This window comes from Flavobacterium sp. HJSW_4, assembly GCF_042436695.1.
Taxonomy (GTDB): Bacteria; Bacteroidota; Bacteroidia; order Flavobacteriales; family Flavobacteriaceae; genus Flavobacterium.
The window spans coordinates 226,954-251,638 of the sequence record NZ_JBHNPP010000002.1 but is presented as its reverse complement, the minus strand read 5'-3'; the positions used below and the strand labels follow the sequence as shown (position 1 = coordinate 251,638).

Genomic DNA, 24,685 nt, shown 5'->3' with positions numbered 1-24,685 from the left:
ATGTTTCGGCTGTGAGGAAGGACACAGCCGAATCACTTTTTTCATTTGCGCCATAACGATTAAAAAGATAGCTATGGACATAAACGAAATCTCCTTTGAGAACCTGCCCCGAGCGGTAGCACACTTAGTGAAAGAAATAGCCGAGATTAAGCTTATGATTCAGAATGTACAGGTATTTGAATCTAAAGAGAAAAGCATTCCTATCGGCATTGATGAAGCAAGCCGGCTGATAGGAAAAGCAAAGCCTACAATTTACGCTCTTGTAAGGCAGAGAAAAATACCGTGCTATAAATATGGTAAAAAGCTGTATTTTTTTGAAGAAGAACTTTTGGAATGGATTTCTAAAGGGAAAAAGAAAACAATACAGGAAATCGAATCAGAGGTATTGAAGTATAATCATAGTCGAAACAAATAGAGGAATAATGGCAACAGCCAGCAAGAATACTTAGACAACCCCATTGCATACTGAAAAACACCTGAACACAACTCCTTAAGTTATTTAATGAAGGTTCGGAAAATAGGGATTTAGCTTTACTCACTTTATGTTTTTGAGCACCCAAATCGCAACTGGTTTTAAAAAAAAATGATACCTATCCAATAAAATTACTTTGCATAAATACGGTTAGTTCCAAAAAAAATCCTCATAAATGCAGGGTAAAAACCTGCTTTATTGTGTTGCCTTTTTGACTCGCTTTCTTATTACAGGTTAAGGTTTCATTAGGGGCACCAAAAACGCATGATTAGTTATCGTGTATAATTTGGCCCAATGTTTTTTCTTTGTTTTACTTTTGGCAGACTAACTTAAAAGATTAGAAAAATGTCGAAAAAAAAACAAACCGCCATTGGAAAAGCAAGAACAAATCCGGCTGAGAAAAAAGCAATAGATAATAGATCCAATCAATTAAACCCAAATAATAATAAATATGTTATGTCCCGGGAAAAGAGCGCTGCAAAAACCAGTGCAGGCAAAGACGATCCTTCTGATTGGAACCAGGATTCCTTTGGAGATGACTGGGAGTTTAATGATAATTGACAGGAAATTTATATGATATTTACTTAGGTTATGATCATCAAAACCGGCGCTGATTCACTATCTTAGTTACTCTTCTTTTATATGATTGCAAAACACAGTTTTTTATGCTAAATAAAGTTTTAGATAACCATGCCGCAGCTTACAATAAATTGTCATTTGAAAAGCAGCAGGAAATTATTAATGATCAGCTGGCTCTGTTTTATGGCGGGAGAGAAGAACTAATATCCCGTTTAACCCATCTAAAAGAACAGTCATACAGCGATCAGGAAATTTTTGAAATACTCAAAAGAGAAACTAATTTGGATTTCTGGCTCAAAGCAATAGAAACGCTGCCATTGCAGAATATCACAGGAGTAATTAAAACGCTTTCCAGCCTGCAGGAATCAGGCAGTGAAATATTGAATTTAATTACAGATCATGACGGGATAAAGAAAATGTTTGAGATTCAGAAACAGGTTGCGGAGTATGATTTAAATACTGTATTTGACATTGATCTGGAGGATAAAAACAGGGCAGAACGCGAAGATCTGACAAAAGCCTTAATCTATGTGACTAAGGAGACAATCGCAAAGGAATTTGAGTGCAATAAAAGGACCTTGTCAAAATGGCTTAGAAATCGTTTTGGGGATAGATTTAGTAGAAAGGACAGAAAAATTACAATAAACGAATACATCGAAATTTTTGAATCCTTCTTTCTGAGCGAAGATGAAAATCTGGACTTGAATAATGATCTGGATAAATATTTGAAAAGATTGAAAAAAGGCATCACTTTCAGCAAAAGTGATTTGGCCTTTTTATGTTCTTCCGATTTGAAAACCCAAAAATCAAACCTTAAGAAAATCGCATTTTACTCATCCATAGATAAATTCCCCTATTCAATATTAAAACAATGGGCACTTAAAATGGGATATGAATTGGCGTTTTAATTTTTCAATGAATAAGATAGCAGTTTTGCTGAGGCTGCTGTTATCCCTCTGCTTTGGTATTCATTTCAAAATAGGCTTTGGTTCGTTTTACTAAAAACTGATTAGAATCTTTAGGATGGAAGTACACTTATGGATGTATGTTCTTTTGTTTCGATTAATTCCTTATCTTTCAGGTGTTTAAATTGCAAAATCTTATTTCCGGTCAACATAATATTGATGTTAAGGTTCCTTAATTTTGGGCCAATAGGGGCAGTTCTTTAAAGTTACCCCGGCAGTCAACATAATCTCTTACCTGTGGGTATCTCATAAATTTATTTCTCTTTTCTGGCCTTGTGGATCCAGGTCAATGATTTTTTCATCTAGATACTAATTGGTATTTTTTGCAAAGTAAAATATAATCTTACTTATTAGCAAATCTGCTTATACACATCGCTGGACTGGTGTCTGGCTTCCTCTTTTTTTATGTCTTACTGCGTAAGTTGTGGTCAAGCTCATTTTAAAAATGAGTTTTTGACCAATATTCGCAAGAAACAGACCTTTCAAGCCTTGACCATTCTATAGAGATTTGCACCAATCAGTCGGATGAGCCGATTGGGATTTAGTGATAATTAAAAGCAAATCTTATGGTAATGTTAAAAAAGAATATTCTTTTTATTCTAAGTGTCATGTTATTGGTTGCGGGATGTAGTAAAACCAAACCTGATCAAACCCAGGCAGCTCAGCCTGTAAAAGTGGGTGTAAAAGAGATAACGGTTTCTGCTCAGCCGCTGATCCTCGAATACAGCGGTACTATTGAAGCAGACAATACAGTCTCGATAGGCTTTAGTGTGGCGGGAAGGGTAAATGCTGTAACGGTTCAGGAAGGACAATATGTCGTAAAAGGGCAGCTGTTGGCATCAATCGAACAGAATACCTACCAGAACAATCTGGTTGTGGCGGCCGCGGGACTCGAACAGGCACAGGATAACTTCAATCGTCTGGACCAGCTCTACAAAAAAGGGAGTCTTCCACAGCGTGACTATATCGCTGCAAAAACAGCCCTTGCGCAGGCAAAAGCCACTAGGGAAACCGCATCAAAAAATTTGCACGACACCAGATTGTATGCTTCCTTTTCCGGTATTATCACCCATAAGCTGACCGAAGCAGGAGCAGCTGCCGCGCCGGGGGTGCCTGCCTTTACAATTGTGAAAACTGACAAAGTGTATGCTGTAGCATCCATTAATGAGAATGAGATCAGTTCATTGAAAATTGGAGCTGATACAAAAATTGTAATTCCTTCGCTGGGTAAAAAAATCAGCGGTCGGGTGGCGATAATCAATCCGCAGGCTGATGATATGTCTAAAACTTATACCGTAAAGATACGATTGGAGAATGCAGATGGAGCATTGCTGCCGGGAATGATTGCCGACATAAGCATCAGCTCGGGCAGAACGCAGCATGCTGTAATCATACCTGCGCAGGCTGTTGTGCGCGACCCTGATAATATAAATTATGTTTTTATTGCAAAAGCCGGAAATACCGCCTTTAAAAAGAGGGTGAATATCTCAAAGATGACAGGAACCAGCGATGTTGTTGTAAATGAGGGACTGCAAGAAGGCGATAAAATTATTGTAGCAGGACAGACCAATATGGAAGACGGGACACCTGTCAAATTTTAATCTTCTAAAACCAATTATAAAGATGACAAAGCGTAACATACACTTTTTGGAATCCGCAATGAAACATAAGCAGGTTGTCATTGTGCTTGTGGTCCTGCTGATGATTATGGGGATTAATTCCTTAGTGAATATGCCCCGAAGCGAAAACCCCCGAATTGACATGCCGACTGCCCTTGTATATGCAATCTATCCGGGTGCCGACGAGCATCAGGTAGAAGAGGAAGTAGCAAAAAAAATAGAACAGTACTTGTTTTCATTTGAAGAAATCAAGAAGAAAAAAGTAAAGTCTGAAGTTCGTGAAGGACAGGTTTTCATAACCACTGAAATCTATACGACTGTGCAGGATCGTAAAAAGTTTTGGCATACACTTCAGCTGGATATGGATGCCAATCTCCGTTCCAAACTTCCTCAGGGAGTTATAGGCCCGTTCATCAACAGCAATTTTGCGGATGTAACAGCAATGATTATATCGGTATCATCAAAAGAACGTTCGTACGCCGAGATCGAAAAATACCTCGATAAACTCGAAGACGGGCTTAAAGTTATTCCGATGGTGTCTAAGATAAATCGTTCGGGCGGACAGCGCCAGCAGATTTATATAAAAATTGATGATAAAAGACTCCAGCAGTATGGCTTGGATGCCGGTGCTCTTATGGCAGTGCTGCAGCAGCAGAACATTACCGGTTATACAGGTGAAGTTTCTACAGGTTCCAATAATATTGTTCCGGTATACACCAACAGCCGCTACAGGGATGAGAATGATATTGCCGGCCAGATTGTTTATACTACGCCCTCTGGAACAATTGTGCGGTTGAAGGATGTTGCCCAGATCGAAAGGCGTTTTGAAGAAAAATCCTCATTTGTGCGCGTAGAGGAGCAGAAAGCCATGGTGCTGTCTGTCGATATGCTTCCCGGAAACAATATTGTGGCATTTGGTAAAGAAGTAGAAGAAAAGATAGCCGCCATACAAAAAACATTCCCGCCTGATGTGAAGATGAAAACTATTGTGAACCAGCCTAAGGACGTCGAGCACAGCATCAGCCATTTTATGAAGGAATTTGGACTGGCTATTGCCTCGGTGCTCTTAGTGGTGATGCTGTTGCTTCCTTTCCGAATTGCCGTAGTAGCCTCTGCTGCTGCTCCGATTTCAATGCTGATCACTTTTGCCTTTATGAACATGATGGGTGTTGAGCTGCATCAGGTTACATTGGCTGCGCTTATTATTGTACTGGGAATGGTAGTAGATAATGCCATAGTGGTCGTAGATAATTATATTGAAAAGCTGGATGAAGGCGTAGAGCCCTGGACAGGTGCCTGGCAGGCCGCTAAACAATTAATGGTGCCAATATTTACCGCAACACTCGCGATCATATTTGCATTTCTTCCACTGGCCATTTTCATGGATGGGATTGCGAAGGATTTTATGTTCTACCTGCCCGTAACGGTGGCAATTGCGTTGATTGTTTCCATGCTGGTTGCCCTGCTTTTTACGCCATATACCTGCTATATATTTATTAAAAAAGGCTTAAAACACAAAGTAAGCGACAGGCCTTTAAAGAAAAATCTGCTGGATCATCTCCAGTCTGCTTTTGACAAAGGGGTCGAAGCAGCATTTAGAAATCCGAAAATAACTATCAGTCTGGGAGTGTTATCTGTTGTAGCAGCTCTTTTTATAGCAACTAAAGTAGACTCAGAATTTTTTCCTTTAAGTGAAAGAAACCAGTTTAATATGGAAGTCTGGATGCCTAACGGCACATCACTAGAGAAAACGGAAGAAAAAGTAAAAGAACTGGAAAAAATCCTGAAACAAGATCAGCGTGTGGTTGATGTAACAAGTTTTATCGGTATGAGTTCCCCCCGTTTCCATACTTCTTATGCTCCGGAAACTCCAAGAAAGCATTTTGCCCAAGTATTTATAACTACCACTGATAGCGATGCGACAAATGAAATGGCACAAGAATACTTGGAGAAGCTCAAAGGGTTTATGCAGGATGGCGCCGTGAAGATCAAACAGCTTAGTTTTCAGGAAGGTGCTCCAATTGATATCCGAGTGATAAGCGAGAATGAAGCCGACCAAAAGCGCACTGCACTGCAGATCAAGAAAATTTTAGAAAAGGCACAGGGAGTAAATTATGTCCGTTTGAGCAGTGAATATGACTACATGGGGGTAAAACTCAATGTAGACAATGCAATAGCCAACCGTCTTGGCATAAGTACACAGGCCATTACACAGACTTTAGGTGCAGGCTTAAAAGGCTATTCCATTTCGACATTGTGGGAAGGGGATAAGACAGTGGATATATTCCTGCGTTTTGATGAGAAGAGCAGAAAAGATCTTACTGCGTTGGAAAACCTGCACATTTCAACCCGATATGGTAAAAAAGTGCCTCTTAAGGCAGTTGCAACACTGGATCCGGAATGGCACACAGGAATGCTTCTGAGGAGAAACGGTCTAAAAATGCTGAGCGTATATTCTGAGGCGCAGCTGGGCAGGAAACCGTCTCGAATTCTTCAGGATATCCAGCCTAAAATAGAGGGCCTTAAACTTCCTTCCGGAACTACTATACAGTATGGCGGAGATGCAGAATCAAGCGGAGAGAATGCACCGCGTATGGGTGTCTCTCTCGGGGTAAGCCTTGTTTTGATTTTCTTGACGCTCTTGTTTCAATTCAAGAGTCTGGCGAAATCGCTCATTGTGCTTTGTACGTTTTTATTGAGCCTTTTCGGTGCATTTTTGGGACTTCTTGTAACAGGAAACCCTCTTGGAATGACCGGTTTTATGGGGATTATAAGTCTGATCGGAATTGTGGTTCGAAACGGAATTATACTGGTCGATTATGCTGATGAGCTTATCCGCGATCATGGCTACAGGCATAAGGCGGCCGCTATAGCAGCCGCAAAAAGGAGAATGAGGCCCATCTTTCTTACCTCGGCAGCCGCAGCTGTGGGAGTGGTGCCGATGATTGTCGGAAAGTCCCCTATGTGGGCGCCTCTAGGAAGCGTACTGGCTTTTGGACTTATTTTCTCGATGATACTTACCCTTTTTGTAGTTCCTGTGATGTATTATAAATTTTTAAAAAATCCAATCATCCACGATGAAGCGCCCAAAGAACAGCCTGACGGGGAAGATGATGTAATGTACAGGCCCTCAAATTGATAAATAAAAATTAGACTTCCTGTTGAGCTGTAGTTAAAGATTCGACAGGAAAGTTTTAAAAATGAATAGACATGAAAAGTAAACACAATAAAATATTTTTGTTAGTCTTCCTGATTCTGCTGTCCGGATTTGTTCATGCTCAGCAGCAATTATCATTGCAGGAGGTAAAAAGCAAGGCCTTAGAAAATAATAAAAAACTTAAAAAAGCGCAAAGTAATATCAAGTCCTCAATAGCGGCCAATGCGGCTGCAAAAGCTGCTGCAAAGCCGACAATTGATGCCAGTGTTTTCGGACTTTATCTTTCGGATCCTTTTAAAACCCTGCTTCCCGAGTACAGTGCAAACGGTTCGGTCGCCCTAACGCAGGTTGTATATGCAGGAAATAAAATTCAGAACGTCAAAAAAATGACAGGCTCTGCCGTGGAGCTGCATAGTGCCCAAAAAGAACTGACCGAAGATGAGGTATTGCTGAGCGCCGAAACTGCATATTGGCAGGTTGTTAATTTAAAAGAAAAGGCAGCCTTGGCCGAGCAATATCTCAAACTGCTCAATACGCTGAAAAATGACCTTCAAAATTCCTTTGATGCAGGATTGATTTACAAGAATGATCTTCTAAAAGTGGAGGTGCAGCACAATGAAGCAATGCTGAATCTGACAAGGGCAAATGATGGTCTTGCCATGGCAAAGCTGAACCTTGGACAAATTACCGGGCTATATAGTGCTGATTTTGATATTAGAGAGGATGCAGCCGATGATGTAGCGCTCATTAGCCAGTCAGACATTAAAACAGCGGTAGAAAAACGTCCGGAAATCAGCATGCTTTCCAAGGCTGTCGAAATACAGCAGTATCAGGTCAAATTATCAGAAGCAGACCAAAAACCTACACTAGCATTAAGCGCGAATGGTCTGGCATCTTATGGAAAAAAAATAAATTTTTCCAACGGTAACGATGATATGCAGGCCTTTGTGGGATTGGTGACGCTCTCGGTTCCTATAATGGACTGGGGCGGAAGAAAGCAGAAAGTGAAAGAGCAGGAGTTTATAACCGAAGCGAGAAAATTTGAACTGGAAGAGACCAGAGAATTGCTGGGAATCGAAATTCAAAATGGCTGGCTCATGCTCAGCCAGTCTGTGACCCAGATTGAACTCAGCAGAAAATCACTCCAACAGGCAGAAGAGAACCTGCGTCTGAATCAGGACCGTTTTGATGCCGGAACAGTGCTTGGAGAAGATGTTTTGGAAGCGCAGGTGCTCTGGCAGAAAGCATACGCTGACCTTATCGACGCAAAAGTAGGATACAAGGTCAGGGAAGCCCAATACAAAAAAGCAGTCGGGGAGTACTGATGCAGTTTTAACTGCCAAAGACAAAAAATAATAAGGTTTTTTAAATTTAAAAAATAAACATAAATGACTTCACAGCTGACCATTATTGCTGCCACTAATTATTCGCAAACAGCATCTAATGCTGTTGTGTATGCGGCAGGACTTGCCAAAGCAATAGGGGCAAAACTTATTTTGTTCAATGCTTTTTCACTGAGTGTGCATAGCGCCAATTCACTGATCAATGGCAATGAAATGCAGAAAGAATTGGAGAAAGCCAGTACAAGGCTTGATACATTAAGCAGGGAAACAGCGGATATTTTTAAGATTGAAGTAAGTTCCTATTGCAGTTATTCTTTCCTGGAAGATGAACTTTTGTCTGTAATCGATGCAGCTGGTGCCGATCTTATAGTGATGGGAATGGCAAAGCACTCTTTTGAGCAGGATTTATTGGGGAACTCTACGACTTCAGTGATCAAGAATATAAATTTCCCCGTTTTGGCAGTGCCGAAAGATGCACGCTTCAAGGGACTGAAAAAAATACTCTATGCATGCGATTCGCTAAGCTGGTCTACCATCAAAGAGCTTGGCTGGCTGAAAGGACTCATTGAAAGCATCGGAATGGAAATCGAATTTTTTAATGTTAATCAGAGCATAAACGAATTTAAGGAACAAAGTCACGCAGAATCAGGACCGGAGAAAGAACTTCAGGATGAAAAACAAATTTATAAAACAGTCCGATCCAATGCCGTTATTGATGAGATAAAGAAAGAAATAATAAAATATAGTCCGGATGTTTTAGTGATGGTGCCAAAAAAATACGGCTTCTGGGATTCATTGATCCATACAAGCAAAACCAGAATGATGGCATCGGGTCTAGAAATACCACTGCTGGCGTTTCCTAAAATATAAGATCGATAACAGAGGTACAGGCGTTTTTTAATATAGTTGTTTTTGTATTACGGTTTCTTTTTGGCTGCTTTCTAAATGTTCTTGACAAGTGCTTTTTTATTGATTTGTTCTGGTATTTTGTCATCCTTTTTTCAGTTTGCATCCATAATTTTTAACCCCGCCGTTAAAAAAATGAATCGTTTTGCCCGTTTATATTTTGTCGCTTAATCTGCATAAAGCTGTACAATGACTTTAATGATCTGGTGTACGGCATCAATATTCGCATTAATCTTACAGTAGCTGTTCATGAGACAGAAAAGCCTGCAGTCTAATTTCTGCAGGCTTTTTTTATCCAAATAGCTCTGGGCAGGTCTGCATATAAGCAATGCTCTTATTTTATTTTGTCAAAGGCCTGCTGAAGATCAGCCTTGATGTCATCAATATGCTCGATCCCGACAGATAGGCGAAGCAGTCCGACAAATACGCCTGCTGCTTTTTGCGCTTCTGCGCTTAACTGTTGATGCGTGGTTGCAGCAGGATGAATTATGAGGGATTTTGTATCTCCAACATTTGCCAGATGGCTGATAAGTTCCAGACTGTCAATGAACAAATCCGCTTTTCTTACGTCGCCCTTTATTTGAAAAGAAAGGACGGCGCCGTATCCATTTTTAAAATATTTTCTTGCATTGGCATAGCTGGAGAACTTTCAAGACCAGGATAGTTTACTTTCTCTACCTGCGGGTGCGATTCCAGCCATTTAGCAGTTTCCAGTGCATTATCGACATGACGCTGCACGCGCAGTGACAGTGTTTCCAGGCCTTGGATCAGCTGGAAAGAGTTGAATGGAGAGATTGCAGGCCCAAAATCACGCAGTCCTTCAACACGTGCGCGGATGGCAAACTGAATATTGCCAAAAGGACTTTTTACCCCAAATGCATCAGCAAACACCAGGCCGTGATAGCCTTCTGAAGGCTCGGAGAATTGTTTGAACTTTCCATTTCCCCAGTTGTAAGTGCCTCCGTCTACGATTATCCCGCCTATACTTGTCCCGTGGCCTCCAATCCATTTTGTAGCCGATTCTACTACAATTGCGGCCCCGTGTTCCAAAGGTCTAAATAAGTAGCCGCCAGCTCCAAAGGTATTGTCCACTATAAGTGGTAAATCGTATTTTTTTGCTACAGCCGCTATCTTATCAAAGTCCGGGATATCGTAACTTGGGTTTCCAATTGTCTCCAGATATAATGCTTTTGTCTTTTCGTTGATAAGGGATTCGTAGCCCTCAGCAGTTGTTTCTTTTGTAAACTGAACCGAAATGCCCAGCCTTTTAAACGATACCTTGAACTGGTTGTAAGTGCCTCCGTATATATTGCTGCTTGAAACAAAATTGTCCCCTGATTCTAAAATATTGTTCAGGGCAATAAACTGTGCAGCCTGACCTGAAGCAACCGCCAATGCTGCCATGCCCCCTTCCAATGCAGCGACACGTTTTTCAAAAACATCTGTAGTAGGATTTTGAAGTCTGGTATAGATATTTCCAAATTGCCTTAATGCAAATAAATCGGCGCCGTGCTGGGCATTCTCGAATACATAGGAACTGGTCTGGTAGATAGGCACAGCTCGAGAACCTGTTGTAGGATCAGGGATTTGTCCTGCATGCACCTGCAGTGTTTCGAATCTTAAATTTTTGGTTGTTGACATTGAATAGTATATTAAATGGTTAGAAAATTCTTAATGGTAAAACAGCAGCGCAGAGATGAATTATCATGGATAATGCACAGCTGTTTTTTGAGATGTTTTTGTAAATGTAAACTGTCAAATTTATAAAATGAAATAATTTGGATTTTTTATTTACAACAGGAGTAAAAAACGAAATATATTTCCTCTTTAGGAGGATTTTGGCGTCTTTGAAAGGGGTGTAATTATATTGTCCTGGCAGTGATTTACATATCGGTTGATTCTGCAGAAAAACCAGAAACTGACTAATTTTGGCTTAAAAATGACCTTTTCCATGCAAGGCTTGCGTAATAAATTTGCAGTAATGAATACCATTACATGAAACTAAATTTACTACTGCTTTTTTTTACAGCACTGGCTTATGGACAGATTCCCCTGCAGAGAGATTCGGTGCATGTCGTAATCACCGCGCTTCCTGCTTTTTCGATATACAAAGATAATTATTTTGTAACCGGCGTTGATCTTGGGCAGGAACCTTCGAGAAATACAATGGATGCAAAATTTCAGTTCAGTTTTAAGCAGCGTCTATCCAACAAACCGCTGGAGGGTTTTTATCCTTATTTGACCTATACCCAGAAATCATTCTGGAAGGTATACAAGGCATCAAGCCCATTCGAGGAGAGCAACTATAATCCCGGTCTTATGGCATTGAAGCCCCTATTCAGGGAAGATAAGTTTTTTGGCGTACTGACCTTGGGCATCGAGCATGAATCCAATGGGCGTGACAGTATTTACTCGCGAAGCCTCAACACGGTTTTCCTTGGATTTACAAGGATATTTTCACCAAGACTGATTCTCAGCATAAAAGCCTGGATACCATTTCTTATCGATAACAACCCCTCTCTGCCTAGATACATCGGCTATGGGGAAGGGCACCTGCAGTGGGCGCTGAACAGGAACAGGCTGTTTTTTGATATCACAGTACGAAAAGGGGCCGACTGGGATTTAAAGGGCAGTGTTAATACCGGTATAAGCTACCGTCTTTCAAAGAATGCCAATCAGCTTGTTACCCTACAGTGGTGGCAGGGCTATAGTGAAAGCCTTATCGATTTTAAATCAGAACGGGGAATGCTCAGGGTGGGATTTATAATTAAGCCCACATTTTACAGGTTTTATTAGTGACAGGAGTTTTCAAAAACAGGATTAGTATTTAAAATTATATAACATGAAGTCTGAAATATTGAAATATGGAATCTATGGGGCAGTAATAGCTGTTGTGCTATTCTGCCTCTTTAGCTGCAATGATGTAAAACAAAACCGCGTTTTTTACACCGCATCAAAAGGGAGGGATACTGCGTTTTTAGAAATTACGGAATATGAAAAACGATTCTTCGGGACCTATGAAGTTTATTACGGCAGCCGCTCGATGAAGGATTCCGGTGCCGTTGAGGGTGAAATATCCGGTGATACCCTGAGGGGCAAATTCAGGTACATCAGCTATGGGGGGAGTAAGACTATAAGCCCGATCATTTTTCTGCGCAGTGGGAAAAAGCTGCTGCAGGGGCGCGGCGTTGTGGCAAGTTATATGGGAATCTCCTATTTCATGCCAGACAGTCCAATAGAATTCAACGATTCATTTGTTTTCGGCCCTATTCCTGAGAAAACTAAATCAGCAGCGGGAGAATAAATGATATTATTGGCCGCTCAAGTACTGGGGAGGTTTGTTTTGAGCTGCTTCTTATGTCGTTCTCCTGTATTCTGAAGGCGATAAGCCGATGTGTTTTTTAAAAAATTTACCGAAGAAAGACTGGTCGCTGAAATTCAGTTCATCCGATATCTGAGATACGTTCAGTGCCGGGTTGGAAAGCAGGATGCAGGCCTCTGTAATAATGGCCGCATCTATAAGTTCTCCGGTTGTTTTGCCAGATACTTCTTTAAGTATCTTGGAAAGATGCGCCGCGGTCAAGTTCATGACATCAGAATAGAACTGCACTTTACGTTCCCTTTTAAAATTCTCCTCCAGTAGTTTTATAAATTTGGATGCGAGCTCCTCCTTACGGGTCATTTTAGTTACATTGGCGGCATATTTTTCGCTGTAAATCGCTGCAACCTGATACATCAATAAATTAAAACTGTGTATCAGCAACTCCTTTCTGTAAAACGAACTAAAAGAGGAATTCTTTTCATACAGTAATTGACTAAGCTGTACAAGGCTCTTTATTTCCGCTTCTTTCAATTTAAGGCTCAAAGCAGTTTTGGAAGCAAAAAACTCAAACGCGCTTACATCAGTGCGGTTAAGGGTGTGGTTTATCGCGAAATTCATAGTGAAGCTGATTGCGATAAGCGACATGCTGCTTTCTATTTCCTTAATATGAGTAACCGTATGGGGAGAAATAAGTACAATGTCTTGTGCCTGAATGGTATAATCCAGCAGATTAAACTGAATCTTAGAACTCCCCGAAAGTATGATCATAATGGTATAGCTGTCCGAGCGGAAGGGATAAGAAAAAGGGCTTTGGGTGATATCTTCCTTGCTCATATAGACATGAAGACCTTCGGACTGAGGCGTATCGCCCAATGCTTCTAATATATCATTGATAGAATTTTTTTTAATGCTGTGTTTCAATGCCTGTTTTTTGTAAAGATAAAATTTTATTTGATTTTAAAAGAAAGGCTAAATGGTTTATAAAAAGGCTGAAATGATATTTTAAAGTCTTGAACAGCGTGCCATTTATTTTTATTTTGTTTCAGACTGCGCTGCTAATTTTTGTTGAGTATACTTTTATTTAGAGGCCTCGGTCTGAACAACAGAATGCTTTTTGTTTAATAAAACAGGAAGTTTCTTCAAAATAAAAACAAAATTAATGTATTTTTGCATTTATAAACAAATAACATTTTTGAAAAAGTATATTGTAATATTACTTTGTGGTCTTATTTTTCTGCCTTCTATGGGCAGTATGTTTGTTTATGCATCTTTTAAATTAAATCAGGAACAAATCGCCAAAACCATTTGTGTACAGCGTAAACAGATTTTTAACTCTTGTAACGGGCGATGCGAACTGCAGAAAAGCCTAAAGAAATATTCAGATAACGAAAAACAAATGCAGGACGCTCTTAAGGAAAAGTTAGAGATTGTCTATATCTGCATCACCTCTGAGGTAAGCTTTACATTTATAGCTCCTGCAGAATACCAGCAAACGACTTTTGCATTCTTAAAGAGTCAGCCGGTTGGAATTTCCTCTTCTACTTTTCGCCCACCCGCCGGTATTTTATAAATATGGATTTTGTTTCCCAGTTTTGATTGGGATAATTTGTCATTGTGCCTCGCACAGTGACTGGAACATTCGTGTTCTGAACTAAATTAATTTATAAAATACAATGAAAAAGATATTACAAAAAGTGGTAATACTGGCCTTATGCGCTTTTATTACCTCATGTTCAAATGATGAGCAAAAGGACGACACAGAAGCTGGAACAGGAAAATTAAGTTTGAAATTTGATAATTCCTATAATAATAATGACCTTATTCTCGATACACAGATAATTACAACTGCCAATAATGAAAAGCTTAAGGTGAATGTGGTACGATACATTGTAAGTAATATTGTTTTGACAAAAGACGATGGGACCACTTTTACTTATCCAAAAGCAAAAAGTTATTTTATTGCAGATGAAAGGGATGCTGGCACAGGTTATCAGTTCGACCTTGACGATATCCCGGCGGGTGATTATACCAAAGTAAAGTTTGGTATCGGTGTGGACAAGGAACAATGGCAGCTAGGTGCGGCAGGTCAAGGCGATTTTCTTGCCAAAGCTCAGGCCAAGGACTTGCTTTGGAGCTGGTCAGCAGGTTATAAATATCTGGCTTTCGAGGGGACTTTTACCTCTGCAACGGTTACTGAATCTTCTTCATTTATGATTCATACCGGACAAATTGGAGGTGCGTATAATTATACCGAAGTAACTCTTGATTTACCGACTAAAGCTTTGGTCAGAAACAACATCAAGCCGGCTATTCACGTTGTAACGGATTTATCTAAAATTCTTGATGGAGAGAATACTATAAAACTCTCAGACTACAATGAAACCGGAATGGGTGCCATGATTATGGGTGGGGAAGCTTTGCCTAAAATTACCACTAACATTTCAAAAATGTTCAGGGTAGACCATGTACATAACGACTAATCATTTACAGTAAACCCAGGATTAATTTTCGCTCTTTCGCGGAACATTTCGCTGTGCCTTCATATAGGCATATCGGGGAGTGCCGTGTTGGCTGACACTGAAATTATACCTGTGTTTTAAAACTTACAGTATGCTTAAATTAAGATATTTTCTTTGTTTAGTGATACCTCTTTTGATAAGCTGTTCCGGCAGTGATGATAAGGAGTACGTCAATGTTCCGCTTGATTTTGCGATACCATCTAATTTTCCATCTGTTGCCTACAACATTGAAGGAAACAGGCCCACTGAAAAAGGTTTTGAATTAGGAAAAAAACTTTTCTACGATGGCAGACTGGCTTCAGATGGACTGGTATCGTGTGGATTCTGCCATCTGCAGGCAAATGCCTTCACACATCACGGGCATACCGTGAGCCATGGTGTGGATAATGCAACCGGTATACGTAATGCACCGCCAATTCAAAATATGGCATTCCAGCCCATTTATATGTATGATGGGACAGCTGAGAGTCTGGATCTGCAGCCCATAATTCCGCTGACCAGCGTTATTGAAATGAATGGAGATCTAAATGCGATTCTTACGATGATGAAAGGGGATAAGGAATACCAAAAGCTCTTTAGGCAAGCCTTTGAGGATAAGACTATTACAACCGAGAATATGCTAAAGGCATTATCCCAGTTCATGGTCATGATGGTTTCTTCAAATTCAAAGTTTGATAAGTTCAGGCGCAATGAACCTGGCGGTAATCTGACCGATGATGAATCGGCTGGTTATGATTTGTTCAAAACCAATTGTGCCTCCTGCCATTCGACCGATTTAATGACCGATAACTCGTTTCGCAATAACGGTCTTGCGGTTAACCCAAAAGTGAATGATGTAGGACGTTATAAAGTGACCGAGAAACCCTCTGATTATTATAAGTTCAAGGTGCAGAGCCTTCGCAATGTCGAGGTTACAGCCCCCTACATGCACGACGGGCGTTTTGGAACTTTGGAAACTGTCCTGAATCATTATGAAACCGGTATTGCGGATTCCCCGACGTTGGACCCGCTTTTGAAGAAAAACGGCAAGCTCGGTATTACGCTTTCGCCAGCTGAAAAAAAGCAGATTATCGCCTTTTTGAAAACACTTACCGATACACAATATTTGACCGATAAAAGATTTTCGGAATTCTAAAAATATAATTAATACTAAAAAATATACAAAAATGAAAAACTTTAGAAATATCACTTTAGCCTTTTTTGCCCTTATTTCTCTTAATTCATGTTCAAATGATGATGCTGACGGCCAGCCTGCAGCTGTAAGCGGGACTACGCAGATCACTTTTGATTCAAAGGTAGGGGCGGCAGATTTTGCCCTAAATACCCCTTTTACCATTAGCGGACAATCCTATCAATTTGACCGTCTTCGTTACTGGGTAAGTGATGTTAAACTGGTAAGCGATAAAAATGAAACATATGCGCTTTCTAACTCTTTTTTCCTTTTGGAAGAAACGACAGAAATTAAAGTTCAGGATGGCAAATATACCTATCCTGCTCAAAAAAGAGAGGCTATTGACTTAAAAGATATCCCTTCTGGATCGTACACTAAACTTATTTTCTCAGTTGGAGTAGATGCTATACACAATGATAATATGAGTATTCAGGATGGCGAACTCTCGCAGCTTAACGGCATGACTAATATTTCATGGATGTGGCATACGAGTTATATTTTCTCCAGTTTGACTGGAAAAAATATGACACCGGCAACTCCGGTTGCCATTGCTGTAGAGACAGGTTTAAATACAAATTACAGAACAGTGGAAATTACATTGCCGAGTGCTTTGGTGATCAGCGCAGGCAAATCCTCAAAATTAAACTTAAATGTAGATGTTGAAAAAATTGTAAAAGATATTGATTTGGTAGCCAGCCCAAAAATATCAGCTAAAACACCCGAACTCATGACGAAGGTAGCAGACAATTACAAAAACACTGTTTTTACAGTTAAAAGTATAGAATAAATAATGTTCAACAGGAATATAAAAATAGGGATTGCTGCAGGATTGGCTTTTATGAGCCTTTCCTGTGCCGATGCCGATGATTCTTATCAGGAAGTGTTGCCATTAGTGGCGGTTCCTGATAATTTTCCTGCCTTTATCGATTCGAAAGCCAACCCTTTAAGCAAAGATGGAATTGCTCTGGGAAAAAAGCTGTTTTTTGACAAAAGACTTTCAGGAGATAATCAGGTTTCCTGCGCAACTTGTCATCAGCAGAATTTAGCTTTTTCGGATGGTTTTGCACTAACAAGAAATGGAATTTCAGGAAATGCCTTGGAACGGAATTCACCAGCCTTAATCAATCTGGCGTGGGCCGGTAATGGCCTTTTTTGGGATGGAGGTTCTAATAATTTAGAATCACAGGCTTTTGCCCCGCTGGCGCATCAGGATGAAATGCACCAAAACCTGACCGAATTGATAGAAGAATTGAATGGCGATGCGCATTATCCAAGATTGTTTAAAATAGCATTTGGCAGGGCTGTTAATCAGGCTGATATTGTAAAAGCAATTGCGCAGTTTGAAAGGACATTGATTTCCGCAGACTCAAAATATGACAAGTATGTTCGTGGGGAGCCTGGTGGTGAAATGGACGAAAACGAGCTGAGTGGACTCAGGATGGCCGAGCAATTTTGCTTTTCCTGTCATGCAACACCTTTACTGACTGATAATCTGTACCACAATAACGGGATTGACAATGATTTTACTGATGATACAGAACTGATGAGCAAAAGAGGAAGGGCCAGAATTACCCATAATTCGAATGATTTGGGGAAATTTAGAACTCCTACGCTTCGTAATGTTGAAAAAACAGGGCCTTATATGCATGATGGAAGATTTACATCACTGCAAGAGGTGGTTGAACATTACAATAGTGGCGTTTTAGCTTCTACTACTTTAGATCCCTTATTACAGCAAGATAAGAAGCCTGGTATTTCATTATCTGAAATAGAAAAAAAACAATTGATTGCTTTTTTGAAAACGCTGACTGACTATAAATTCCTAAACAACAGGCGGTTTTCGGAATTATAAAATTTAAAAAAATGATAAAAATAATAATTAAAGTAACAATAGTGACAACCTTCTTCTTCACATCGAAAGTTTTCAGTTCTACGGAAAAAGATACGATTTCTGCATTTACTTTTCAGCGCTTGGCAGTCCTCGAAGATTTTGACTGTGATGCCTGCGGGTGTTCAGCAAGCGGAGGCAGCATGGGATTTAGTTCGATGCTCAACAATAATTTTGTGGGGATCCGGTATTTTAAGCAAAGCTACACCAGCCGTGACGGTATTTTTGATAATTCTCCCTGGATTGATGAAGATTTTAATACGGTGCAGGCTTGGGCAAGAATTCCGGTGACCGATAAAGTCCAGATTTCTGCTTTGATTCCGTATCACTTTCATGAACGGGAATTAGCCACCGGCACGGAAAGTATTTCAGGCTTGGGCGATATCACTGTAATGGGACTGTATACGGTTTTTGAAACAAAAAAAGACAGTGCGGTTTTTACCCATAGGGTAAGCATGGGAGCAGGTATAAAAATACCCACCGGTAAATTCACACAGGGCAATAACTTGGGAAGCATCAATCAAAGCTTTCAACTCGGAACCGGAAGCTGGGACTATTCTGTAGTCTCGGAATATGTAGTAAACAGAAAAAACTTAGGGCTAAACACAACATTGAATTACGTTTTTAAAACCGAGAATTCAAAACAATACCAGTATGGGGATCAGCTTAATTACGGGGCAACATTCTTTTATCTGTTTGATTTGAAATCAGTTCAGCTGGTTCCCCAGGCAGGGTTGTCCGGTGAGGTATACCAGAGAAACAAACAGCATGACCTGGATCTGCCCAATACTGCAGGAGATATTCTATTTGGCAAATTTGGTATTGAAGCCGGAAAAAACAAATTCTCAGTTGGTCTAAATGCCATGCTTCCGATGAGTCAGAATTTATCAAATGGTAAAATGCAAGCCAATTACAGGTGGGCGCTTAATCTGAATTATACATTATAAAAAAGGAGGGATTGCCTAATAATCCACTTCAATTAAATACTTAAAAAAAAGAATATGAAAAATATATGTTTGATATTGATTCAATGCCTGCTGGTCTTGTCATGTGAGAAAGCACAGGAAAAACTTCCAATTCTGGGAAATCCGATAGTAAAAGGAAATCAAACCGATTATCCTCGTATCAAGGACTTTTCCTTTACCAATCAGGATAGTTTGAAGATAACCAATACAACTTTTGACGGGAAGATCTACATTGCTGATTTTATTTTCCTTTCCTGCCCGTCAATCTGCCCGAAAATGAATGTACAGCTTAAAAAAGTGTATGATACTTATAAAACAAATGACGAGGTTCTGTTTCTTTCCCACACGATCGATCCGGATAATGATACGATCCCTCGCCTTAAAGCATATACTGTTGATAATGGTATCAAAAAAAACTGGCATTTTGTGACAGGCAATAGGGACAGCATTTATAAAATTGCAACCGAGAGCTACTTTGCGACGGCGTATCCGGATAAAAATGAACCAGGAGGATTTGTACACAGTGGCGGATTTCTGCTCATAGATAAAGACAGACACGTTCGAGGAGTGTACGACGGCACTAATCCAAAGGAAACTTCAAGGCTGATTGCCGATGTTAAAAATCTTTTAGCAGAAAGTTCAACAAAATAATAATTCACTAATGAAAAGAGGTATCACTTTAATTATTCTTATGCTGCTCGTATTTCAAAATGCGGGCAGTATCTGGATTATTGGTGATTTTTATATCAATCGCGACTATATTGCAAAAAATATCTGCGTCAACAGGTTTGATGCAGTTCCTATGTGTAACGGAAAATGTTACCTGGTGAATAAATTAAAAGCCAACGACAAGCAGGAGCAGAAATTTCCAAGCGTAAATTACAAGGAAGTTCAGCTCTTTTTGGAAGTCCCTTTCACCATTTCATTCCCGACGATACGCAGTGAGTTTAAAATGGAATATCCTTTTCTGAAGGAGGCGAACCAAAAATCAAGTTTTATTTTTTCGATTTACCATCCTCCTAAATGCGGTTAATACCCTCGTTTTAGTATTAATCATAAAATCAAAAAAATGCAACTATCAGAAATACCAGTCCGCGGTCTGGATTTATTCTCAGAGGATAACAGTCATATTTGGATGGATAATCTAATGAACCTGCTGCAGCGTTTTCCCCAGCTTGAATATCCTCACAGACAGGATTTCTTTACGCTTCTCTTTATTGATGATGCGCAGGGAGAAATCAGTATTGACAATCATAAGGTTCGTCTGGACAGTCCAAAAGTAATTATCATAAAACCTCGCTGCATCAGCAGTATAGACATTAACAGAAAAGCGAAAGGAAAAATAATCTGTTTCACAGAAGATTTTTTTTCCCTGCCATACAACAATAGTATTGTGGATCAGTTCGATTTTCTTAATGATACTTCAAAAGTATTTGTACGAATTGGTGAGGAAGAGAAAAACAAATGGATTTACCTGCTTGAAATATTTTTAAAAGAATTCAATCTTCGCCAAAAAGAATCCATAAAGGTTCTGGGATCCTACCTTAACATCCTGCTTTTCTATTTGGACCGTCTTTATGATCCTTCGGGATTTAGTGTAAGCAACTCATTGAAACATAATAAGGTAAAGGAATTCGAGAAGCTAATAGACAAGGATTTTAAAATGAAGAAAATGCCTGCAGCCTATGCGGACCTGCTTAACGTGACGCCAAATTATCTCAACAAGATATGCAAGGAAGTGACAAATTATACGGCAGGTGACTTAATAAGAAGACGCATTGTGGTGGAAGCACAGAGGCTAATACATTTTACCAATTATTCTATAAATGAAATAGCCGATCAGCTGGGGTTTGAAAATGCGTCCTACTTTGTTACTTTTTTTAAAAGACAGACAAGTAAAACCCCCGAACAGTTTCGCAGATTATCAAATCAATAAAAACAAAAAACATGTTAAACAATAAGATTTTAATAGTAATGCTGACGTTGTGTTTATCGGCTTCAGCTCAGTTTGTACAAAAGCCGCTTCCTTATGGCTACAATGCATTGGAACCTTATGTAGATGCCGCAACAATGGAAATTCATTACAGCAAACACCACGCTGGCTATGTAAAAAATTTAAACGACGCACTCAAAGGAACAGCCGAGGAAAAAATGACCCTTGAGCAGCTATTTTCAAAGGTATCAGAATTACCAGCTGCAGTGAGAAATAATGCAGGAGGCCATTTTAATCATGAGATGTTCTGGTCCCTATTGACCCCGGTGAAAAACACAAAACCATCTGCCGATCTGCTCAAAGCAATAACGGACCAAATTGGAAGTCTTGAAAATTTAAAACAGAATTTAAACCAGATTGCACTTTCCCGTTTTGGTTCTGGATGGGTATGGCTTTGTGTGTCTGCCGATAACAAGCTGGAGATAAGTTCCACTGCCAATCAGGACAATCCCTTGATGGCTGACGCAGAAAAGAGAGGCATTCCCATTTTCTGTATCGATATCTGGGAACATGCCTACTACCTGAAATATCAGAACAAACGGGCCGATTATCTGGCGGCAGTTTGGAATGTAATAAACTGGAAAGAAGTTAGCACCCGTTATAATTCGGCTCTCAGAAAATAACCGTCAAATTTTAATACTATGAAAAAAATACTTCTAATATTTTCCATTATAACTCTCCTAAGCTGCAATAAGGAAGTTAAAAAAGCGCACCCTCATGATCATCCGCATTCAATGGAATCCGAAAACATGTATAAAGATCCTAAAAATCCGCTCAATAAATTGGCTTATGCCAGTAAATTGGACTTTACCTGCAACATGGATGTCAGTAAGTACGGAGTTAGTGATACGGTAACTTACAAAGGCAAGTTATACGGTTTTTGTTCGACTGTGTGTAAGGATGACTTCATGAAAAAACCGGATGAATATCTGGCAAAGAATAAAAAGTAATGTCCAAGGGAATGGAGGAAATGACGAAGCTGGAAACTTTCAATTTTCAGCTTCTTATTACTTGGAACTTTGCTTTTTTGCTTTTTAAATAAAAAGACGGTTAGGAATCAAACCAAGGAAAACCATTAGACCTGCTTAAAATGAGAGGGTTTCTTTGGCAGAACGGATAATTAAAAAGTAAAGCAATTAACCCAATTATTCAAGTCCTCTTACTGCAGGATTAAAGTTTAACAATATATTTTTATAACCCAATTAAAAAATGAAAAACCCAATAATAATCTGTTTTTTTGCAATAATTATGATCAATTATGCATCTAATGCACAGAAGAACGACGGTAATCCAGCAAAGTTGACACTGGAATTTAATCATGTCGTAGGTAATAAGCTTTTGAAACTTCAAGATGAATCATATAGTAATGAAGCTGGAGAAAAGTTCAATGTTACAACTTTCAATTATTTTATCAGTAATATAAAACTGCATCAAAAAGATGGGAAAGAATATGTAATTCCACAAGACAGCAATTATTTTCTGGTAAAAGAAAACGATCCTGCCAGCAAGAAGATCAATTTGAATATTCCTAAAGGAAAATACACTGCAGTAACACTTACAGTCGGGGTGGACAGCCTTAGAAACACGATGGATATCAGCCGTCGCACAGGTGCGCTTGATATCTCAGGCGGAATGTTAGAAGGGATGTACTGGACATGGAACAGCGGCTATATATTCATGAAGTTGGAAGGGGATTGTCAGCAAGCAGAACTGGACAGGACCGGACAGCGAAAGTTCCGTTATCATATTGGGGGGTTTGGCGGATATAATAAGCCTTCCATAAATAATATTCGAACAGTTACGATAGACCTTTCCAAAAAAGGAGAAATTAAAGCAAAAGACAATACTGCCACTACGGTTGTTTTAGAGACAGATGTTTTGCGGGTATTTAATGGAAAAACAAAAGTCAGCATAGAAAAGAATCCAGCGGTAATGTTCGGCGATTTTAGCAAACTGATCTCAGAGAATTACACAGAGATGTTTAGTCATATATCAACTAAAAATTGATAGCATGTCTAAGAAGTATTATTTACTGATAATCCTTTTTTCATTTGTGCTTTTGGAGTCATTCAAAGCGTCATTGTTTGAAGGTTTCGAAAAACCCGAAAATTTCCCTGATCCTGTATATGATATTTCTAAAAACCCTGTGACAAAAGAAAGCTTTGAGCTTGGCCGAAAGTTGTTTTATGAAACAGCACTCTCAAGAGATAATACTATTTCATGTGGGTCCTGCCACATACAATCGTCTGCTTTTACCCAGCACGGTCATGACGTAAGCCACGGTATTGAAGATCGTCTGGGAAATAGAAATTCTCCGCCAATAATGAATCTTGCATGGAACAGATCATTCTTCTGGGACGGTGGTGTATTCCACTTGGATATGTTTCCCATAGCACCTATTACAAATCCTGTGGAAATGGATGAGAAAATGGAGAATGTCCTAGCGAAATTACGTTCCAAGAACGACTACCGTCAAAGGTTTAAAGCAGTTTACGGCTCAGATGATATTTCAGGAAATCAGCTTTTTAAAGCCCTTTCACATTTTATGATCATGTGCGTAAGCAGCAATTCCAAATACGACAGTGTAATGCGAAAAACCGGAGTTCGTTTTACAGAGGCCGAAAGCAGGGGGTATAAGATATTTTTGAATAATTGCAGCAGTTGTCATAAAGAACCGCTTTTTACTGACGGATCATTTAGAAATAATGGTTTAGACAACAAATTTAATCCGGATACGGGAAGGCAGAATATTACTCTTGACCCACAGGACAATTTCAAGTTTAAAGTTCCTTCATTGAGAAACTTAACCTACACAGTGCCCTACATGCATGATGGGAGATTTACAAAAATTGACCAGGTCCTGGAGCATTACATCAAGGGGCTTCAAGACAGTCATACCCTTGACCCGCTGCTAAAAAAAAATAAACAACTCGGAATTCCATTAACTCAAGATGAAAGAATAGATCTGAAAGCTTTCCTAAAAACTTTAGATGACAAATATTTTATCACGAGGAAAGATTTATCCGAACAATAACAACATTATGAAAAAAATGAAAATAATAGCAGCTTTCCTTTCTGCGATAATGACAATACTATCCTGTACAACAAAGGATAAGAAAAGTGATGTACAATCCTCAGAACATCAGCATCAGACCGCTGATGCTGATGGGGAACAATATGCCGTACAAGTCAATAATGGTAAAATTGTAAAAGATACGCTCAAGGGCAGCCCCGAGCGTAATGCCATGGGATTTATAGACGGCTGTCACATCCACATAATATATAGTTCGCCTGGAACGAAAGGAAGAGTTATCTGGGGGGATTAGTGCCTTTTGATCATTTGTGGGTAACAGGTGCCCATAAAGCAACGAGGATTAGTTTTAGTAAGGATGTCAATATAAATGGGAAAATTATAAAAAAAGGCGAGTACGCATTTTTTACCATTCCAGGAAAAAAAAGGTGGATACTAATTTTTAATACAAAAGTCGAGCAGCACCTTACTGATGATTACAATCAAAGCGAGGATGTTGTTCGAATTGAAGCAATACCCGAAATTCTGCCTGTCCCGGTTCAAAGGTTAACCTACAAAGTTAAGGAAACTTCAAAGAGCGACGGTATAGTAAGTATGGAGTGGGATTCTTTAAAAATTTCTTTTTCAGTCACTGGAATAGGCGCTAAAATTTGATATCGATTAATAGATCAGCTTCTGCCTGTTCGGGAGAGATCCGTGTTACAGGTTTTACTGCTGATAAAAAAGGGCTTGAAGCAATATCCATGTCTGGATTT

The 24,685-nt window shown here is 39.5% G+C and carries 25 protein-coding genes and 1 pseudogene; 24 read left to right on the top strand and 2 right to left on the bottom strand.

Features of this window, described 5'->3' with window-relative positions; genetic code table 11:
• Window positions 1-73: 73 nt before the first annotated feature.
• The 7 genes from ACE01P_RS02900 to ACE01P_RS02870 all read left to right on the top strand — a co-directional run bounded on the left by ACE01P_RS02900 (window position 74) and on the right by ACE01P_RS02870 (window position 9,005).
• On the top strand, window positions 74-415 hold the full coding sequence (locus ACE01P_RS02900) for a helix-turn-helix domain-containing protein (RefSeq protein WP_379693914.1): 342 nt from the start codon (window positions 74-76) through the stop codon (window positions 413-415).
• Window positions 416-817: 402 nt separating this feature from the next.
• On the top strand, window positions 818-1,033 hold the full coding sequence (locus tag ACE01P_RS02895) for a hypothetical protein (RefSeq protein WP_379693911.1): 216 nt from the start codon (window positions 818-820) through the stop codon (window positions 1,031-1,033).
• A 104-nt stretch (window positions 1,034-1,137) separates the two neighbouring features.
• On the top strand, window positions 1,138-1,959 hold the full coding sequence (locus ACE01P_RS02890) for a hypothetical protein (RefSeq protein WP_379693909.1): 822 nt from the start codon (window positions 1,138-1,140) through the stop codon (window positions 1,957-1,959).
• A 623-nt stretch (window positions 1,960-2,582) separates the two neighbouring features.
• Window positions 2,583-3,617: an efflux RND transporter periplasmic adaptor subunit gene (locus tag ACE01P_RS02885; RefSeq protein WP_379693907.1), complete on the top strand. Its 1,035-nt coding sequence runs from the start codon at window positions 2,583-2,585 to the stop codon at window positions 3,615-3,617.
• Window positions 3,618-3,639: 22 nt separating this feature from the next.
• Window positions 3,640-6,774 carry an efflux RND transporter permease subunit gene (locus ACE01P_RS02880; RefSeq protein WP_379693904.1) on the top strand — a complete coding sequence of 1,045 codons (3,135 nt, stop codon included), beginning with the start codon at window positions 3,640-3,642 and terminating at the stop codon, window positions 6,772-6,774.
• Between the two features lie 71 nt (window positions 6,775-6,845).
• Window positions 6,846-8,117 carry a TolC family protein gene (locus ACE01P_RS02875; protein WP_379693902.1) on the top strand — a complete coding sequence of 424 codons (1,272 nt, stop codon included), beginning with the start codon at window positions 6,846-6,848 and terminating at the stop codon, window positions 8,115-8,117.
• Between the two features lie 63 nt (window positions 8,118-8,180).
• Entirely contained in the window at window positions 8,181-9,005 is an 825-nt protein-coding gene (locus ACE01P_RS02870; protein ID WP_379693900.1) for a universal stress protein, read from the top strand.
• 370 nt (window positions 9,006-9,375) lie between these two features.
• Here the strand turns inward: ACE01P_RS02870 and ACE01P_RS02865 are convergent.
• Window positions 9,376-10,682, bottom strand: a pseudogene (locus tag ACE01P_RS02865) (O-acetylhomoserine aminocarboxypropyltransferase/cysteine synthase family protein).
• Window positions 10,683-11,036: 354 nt separating this feature from the next.
• Between ACE01P_RS02865 and ACE01P_RS02860 the strand changes: the two are divergent.
• Window positions 11,037-11,837 (top strand): phospholipase A, encoded by an 801-nt coding sequence (locus ACE01P_RS02860; RefSeq protein ID WP_379693898.1) that lies wholly within the window; start codon window positions 11,037-11,039, stop codon window positions 11,835-11,837.
• Window positions 11,838-11,883: 46 nt separating this feature from the next.
• Window positions 11,884-12,345, top strand: a complete 462-nt coding sequence (locus ACE01P_RS02855; RefSeq protein WP_379693896.1) for a hypothetical protein — start codon at window positions 11,884-11,886, stop codon at window positions 12,343-12,345.
• Window positions 12,346-12,396: 51 nt separating this feature from the next.
• Here ACE01P_RS02855 and ACE01P_RS02850 read toward each other — a convergent pair whose 3' ends face one another.
• Window positions 12,397-13,284: a helix-turn-helix domain-containing protein gene (locus ACE01P_RS02850; protein ID WP_379693894.1), complete on the bottom strand. Its 888-nt coding sequence runs from the start codon at window positions 13,282-13,284 to the stop codon at window positions 12,397-12,399.
• A gap of 271 nt (window positions 13,285-13,555) precedes the next feature.
• On the opposite strand from ACE01P_RS02850, the gene ACE01P_RS02845 reads away from it, so the two are divergent.
• The 15 genes from ACE01P_RS02845 to ACE01P_RS02775 all read left to right on the top strand — a co-directional run bounded on the left by ACE01P_RS02845 (window position 13,556) and on the right by ACE01P_RS02775 (window position 24,584).
• Window positions 13,556-13,933: a hypothetical protein gene (locus tag ACE01P_RS02845; RefSeq protein WP_379693892.1), complete on the top strand. Its 378-nt coding sequence runs from the start codon at window positions 13,556-13,558 to the stop codon at window positions 13,931-13,933.
• Between the two features lie 103 nt (window positions 13,934-14,036).
• Window positions 14,037-14,843: an MbnP family protein gene (locus ACE01P_RS02840; RefSeq protein ID WP_379693889.1), complete on the top strand. Its 807-nt coding sequence runs from the start codon at window positions 14,037-14,039 to the stop codon at window positions 14,841-14,843.
• Window positions 14,844-14,973: 130 nt separating this feature from the next.
• On the top strand, window positions 14,974-16,017 hold the full coding sequence (locus ACE01P_RS02835) for a cytochrome-c peroxidase (protein ID WP_379693887.1): 1,044 nt from the start codon (window positions 14,974-14,976) through the stop codon (window positions 16,015-16,017).
• Window positions 16,018-16,048: 31 nt separating this feature from the next.
• Window positions 16,049-16,840, top strand: a complete 792-nt coding sequence (locus tag ACE01P_RS02830) for an MbnP family protein (protein ID WP_379693885.1) — start codon at window positions 16,049-16,051, stop codon at window positions 16,838-16,840.
• A 3-nt stretch (window positions 16,841-16,843) separates the two neighbouring features.
• On the top strand, window positions 16,844-17,905 hold the full coding sequence (locus ACE01P_RS02825; RefSeq protein WP_379693883.1) for a cytochrome-c peroxidase: 1,062 nt from the start codon (window positions 16,844-16,846) through the stop codon (window positions 17,903-17,905).
• 11 nt (window positions 17,906-17,916) lie between these two features.
• On the top strand, window positions 17,917-18,888 hold the full coding sequence (locus tag ACE01P_RS02820) for a transporter (RefSeq protein ID WP_379693881.1): 972 nt from the start codon (window positions 17,917-17,919) through the stop codon (window positions 18,886-18,888).
• Between the two features lie 54 nt (window positions 18,889-18,942).
• Window positions 18,943-19,557, top strand: coding sequence for an SCO family protein (locus tag ACE01P_RS02815; RefSeq protein ID WP_379693879.1), 615 nt, complete (start codon window positions 18,943-18,945; stop codon window positions 19,555-19,557).
• A 10-nt stretch (window positions 19,558-19,567) separates the two neighbouring features.
• Window positions 19,568-19,939, top strand: coding sequence for a hypothetical protein (locus ACE01P_RS02810; protein WP_379693877.1), 372 nt, complete (start codon window positions 19,568-19,570; stop codon window positions 19,937-19,939).
• A 36-nt stretch (window positions 19,940-19,975) separates the two neighbouring features.
• The gene (locus ACE01P_RS02805) at window positions 19,976-20,842 is read left to right on the top strand and encodes an AraC family transcriptional regulator (protein ID WP_379693874.1); all 867 of its coding nucleotides are present in this window, start codon (window positions 19,976-19,978) and stop codon (window positions 20,840-20,842) included.
• A gap of 11 nt (window positions 20,843-20,853) precedes the next feature.
• Complete coding sequence (locus tag ACE01P_RS02800; RefSeq protein ID WP_379693871.1) at window positions 20,854-21,522, top strand: superoxide dismutase; 669 nt, start codon at window positions 20,854-20,856, stop codon at window positions 21,520-21,522.
• Between the two features lie 18 nt (window positions 21,523-21,540).
• Window positions 21,541-21,849, top strand: coding sequence for a YHS domain-containing protein (locus ACE01P_RS02795; RefSeq protein WP_379693868.1), 309 nt, complete (start codon window positions 21,541-21,543; stop codon window positions 21,847-21,849).
• A 259-nt stretch (window positions 21,850-22,108) separates the two neighbouring features.
• Window positions 22,109-22,906, top strand: coding sequence for an MbnP family protein (locus ACE01P_RS02790; RefSeq protein ID WP_379693866.1), 798 nt, complete (start codon window positions 22,109-22,111; stop codon window positions 22,904-22,906).
• 4 nt (window positions 22,907-22,910) lie between these two features.
• On the top strand, window positions 22,911-23,933 hold the full coding sequence (locus ACE01P_RS02785; RefSeq protein WP_379693863.1) for a cytochrome-c peroxidase: 1,023 nt from the start codon (window positions 22,911-22,913) through the stop codon (window positions 23,931-23,933).
• Entirely contained in the window at window positions 23,890-24,225 is a 336-nt protein-coding gene (locus ACE01P_RS02780) for a hypothetical protein (RefSeq protein WP_379693860.1), read from the top strand. Before ACE01P_RS02785 ends, ACE01P_RS02780 begins: the two co-directional genes overlap by 44 nt.
• On the top strand, window positions 24,225-24,584 hold the full coding sequence (locus ACE01P_RS02775) for a DUF2911 domain-containing protein (protein WP_379693857.1): 360 nt from the start codon (window positions 24,225-24,227) through the stop codon (window positions 24,582-24,584). The genes ACE01P_RS02780 and ACE01P_RS02775 overlap by 1 nt, the downstream gene beginning before the upstream one ends.
• The last annotated feature ends 101 nt before the right edge of the window (window positions 24,585-24,685 follow it).

Excerpts from the sequence above, each read along its gene's own strand:
- ACE01P_RS02805 (WP_379693874.1), top strand. The coding sequence starts at position 19,976 with ATGCAACTATCAGAAATACCAGTCCGCGGTCTGGATTTATTCTCAGAG.
- ACE01P_RS02785 (WP_379693863.1), top strand. The coding sequence starts at position 22,911 with ATGTCTAAGAAGTATTATTTACTGATAATCCTTTTTTCATTTGTGCTT.
- ACE01P_RS02835 (WP_379693887.1), top strand. The coding sequence starts at position 14,974 with ATGCTTAAATTAAGATATTTTCTTTGTTTAGTGATACCTCTTTTGATA.
- ACE01P_RS02800 (WP_379693871.1), top strand. The coding sequence starts at position 20,854 with ATGTTAAACAATAAGATTTTAATAGTAATGCTGACGTTGTGTTTATCG.
- ACE01P_RS02825 (WP_379693883.1), top strand. The coding sequence starts at position 16,844 with ATGTTCAACAGGAATATAAAAATAGGGATTGCTGCAGGATTGGCTTTT.
- ACE01P_RS02790 (WP_379693866.1), top strand. The coding sequence starts at position 22,109 with ATGAAAAACCCAATAATAATCTGTTTTTTTGCAATAATTATGATCAAT.
- ACE01P_RS02900 (WP_379693914.1), top strand. The coding sequence starts at position 74 with ATGGACATAAACGAAATCTCCTTTGAGAACCTGCCCCGAGCGGTAGCA.
- ACE01P_RS02860 (WP_379693898.1), top strand. The coding sequence starts at position 11,037 with ATGAAACTAAATTTACTACTGCTTTTTTTTACAGCACTGGCTTATGGA.
- ACE01P_RS02880 (WP_379693904.1), top strand. The coding sequence starts at position 3,640 with ATGACAAAGCGTAACATACACTTTTTGGAATCCGCAATGAAACATAAG.
- ACE01P_RS02810 (WP_379693877.1), top strand. The coding sequence starts at position 19,568 with ATGAAAAGAGGTATCACTTTAATTATTCTTATGCTGCTCGTATTTCAA.
- ACE01P_RS02875 (WP_379693902.1), top strand. The coding sequence starts at position 6,846 with ATGAAAAGTAAACACAATAAAATATTTTTGTTAGTCTTCCTGATTCTG.
- ACE01P_RS02820 (WP_379693881.1), top strand. The coding sequence starts at position 17,917 with ATGATAAAAATAATAATTAAAGTAACAATAGTGACAACCTTCTTCTTC.
- ACE01P_RS02890 (WP_379693909.1), top strand. The coding sequence starts at position 1,138 with ATGCTAAATAAAGTTTTAGATAACCATGCCGCAGCTTACAATAAATTG.
- ACE01P_RS02840 (WP_379693889.1), top strand. The coding sequence starts at position 14,037 with ATGAAAAAGATATTACAAAAAGTGGTAATACTGGCCTTATGCGCTTTT.
- ACE01P_RS02870 (WP_379693900.1), top strand. The coding sequence starts at position 8,181 with ATGACTTCACAGCTGACCATTATTGCTGCCACTAATTATTCGCAAACA.
- ACE01P_RS02795 (WP_379693868.1), top strand. The coding sequence starts at position 21,541 with ATGAAAAAAATACTTCTAATATTTTCCATTATAACTCTCCTAAGCTGC.
- ACE01P_RS02815 (WP_379693879.1), top strand. The coding sequence starts at position 18,943 with ATGAAAAATATATGTTTGATATTGATTCAATGCCTGCTGGTCTTGTCA.
- ACE01P_RS02855 (WP_379693896.1), top strand. The coding sequence starts at position 11,884 with ATGAAGTCTGAAATATTGAAATATGGAATCTATGGGGCAGTAATAGCT.
- ACE01P_RS02780 (WP_379693860.1), top strand. The coding sequence starts at position 23,890 with ATGACAAATATTTTATCACGAGGAAAGATTTATCCGAACAATAACAAC.
- ACE01P_RS02885 (WP_379693907.1), top strand. The coding sequence starts at position 2,583 with ATGGTAATGTTAAAAAAGAATATTCTTTTTATTCTAAGTGTCATGTTA.
- ACE01P_RS02830 (WP_379693885.1), top strand. The coding sequence starts at position 16,049 with ATGAAAAACTTTAGAAATATCACTTTAGCCTTTTTTGCCCTTATTTCT.
- ACE01P_RS02895 (WP_379693911.1), top strand. The coding sequence starts at position 818 with ATGTCGAAAAAAAAACAAACCGCCATTGGAAAAGCAAGAACAAATCCG.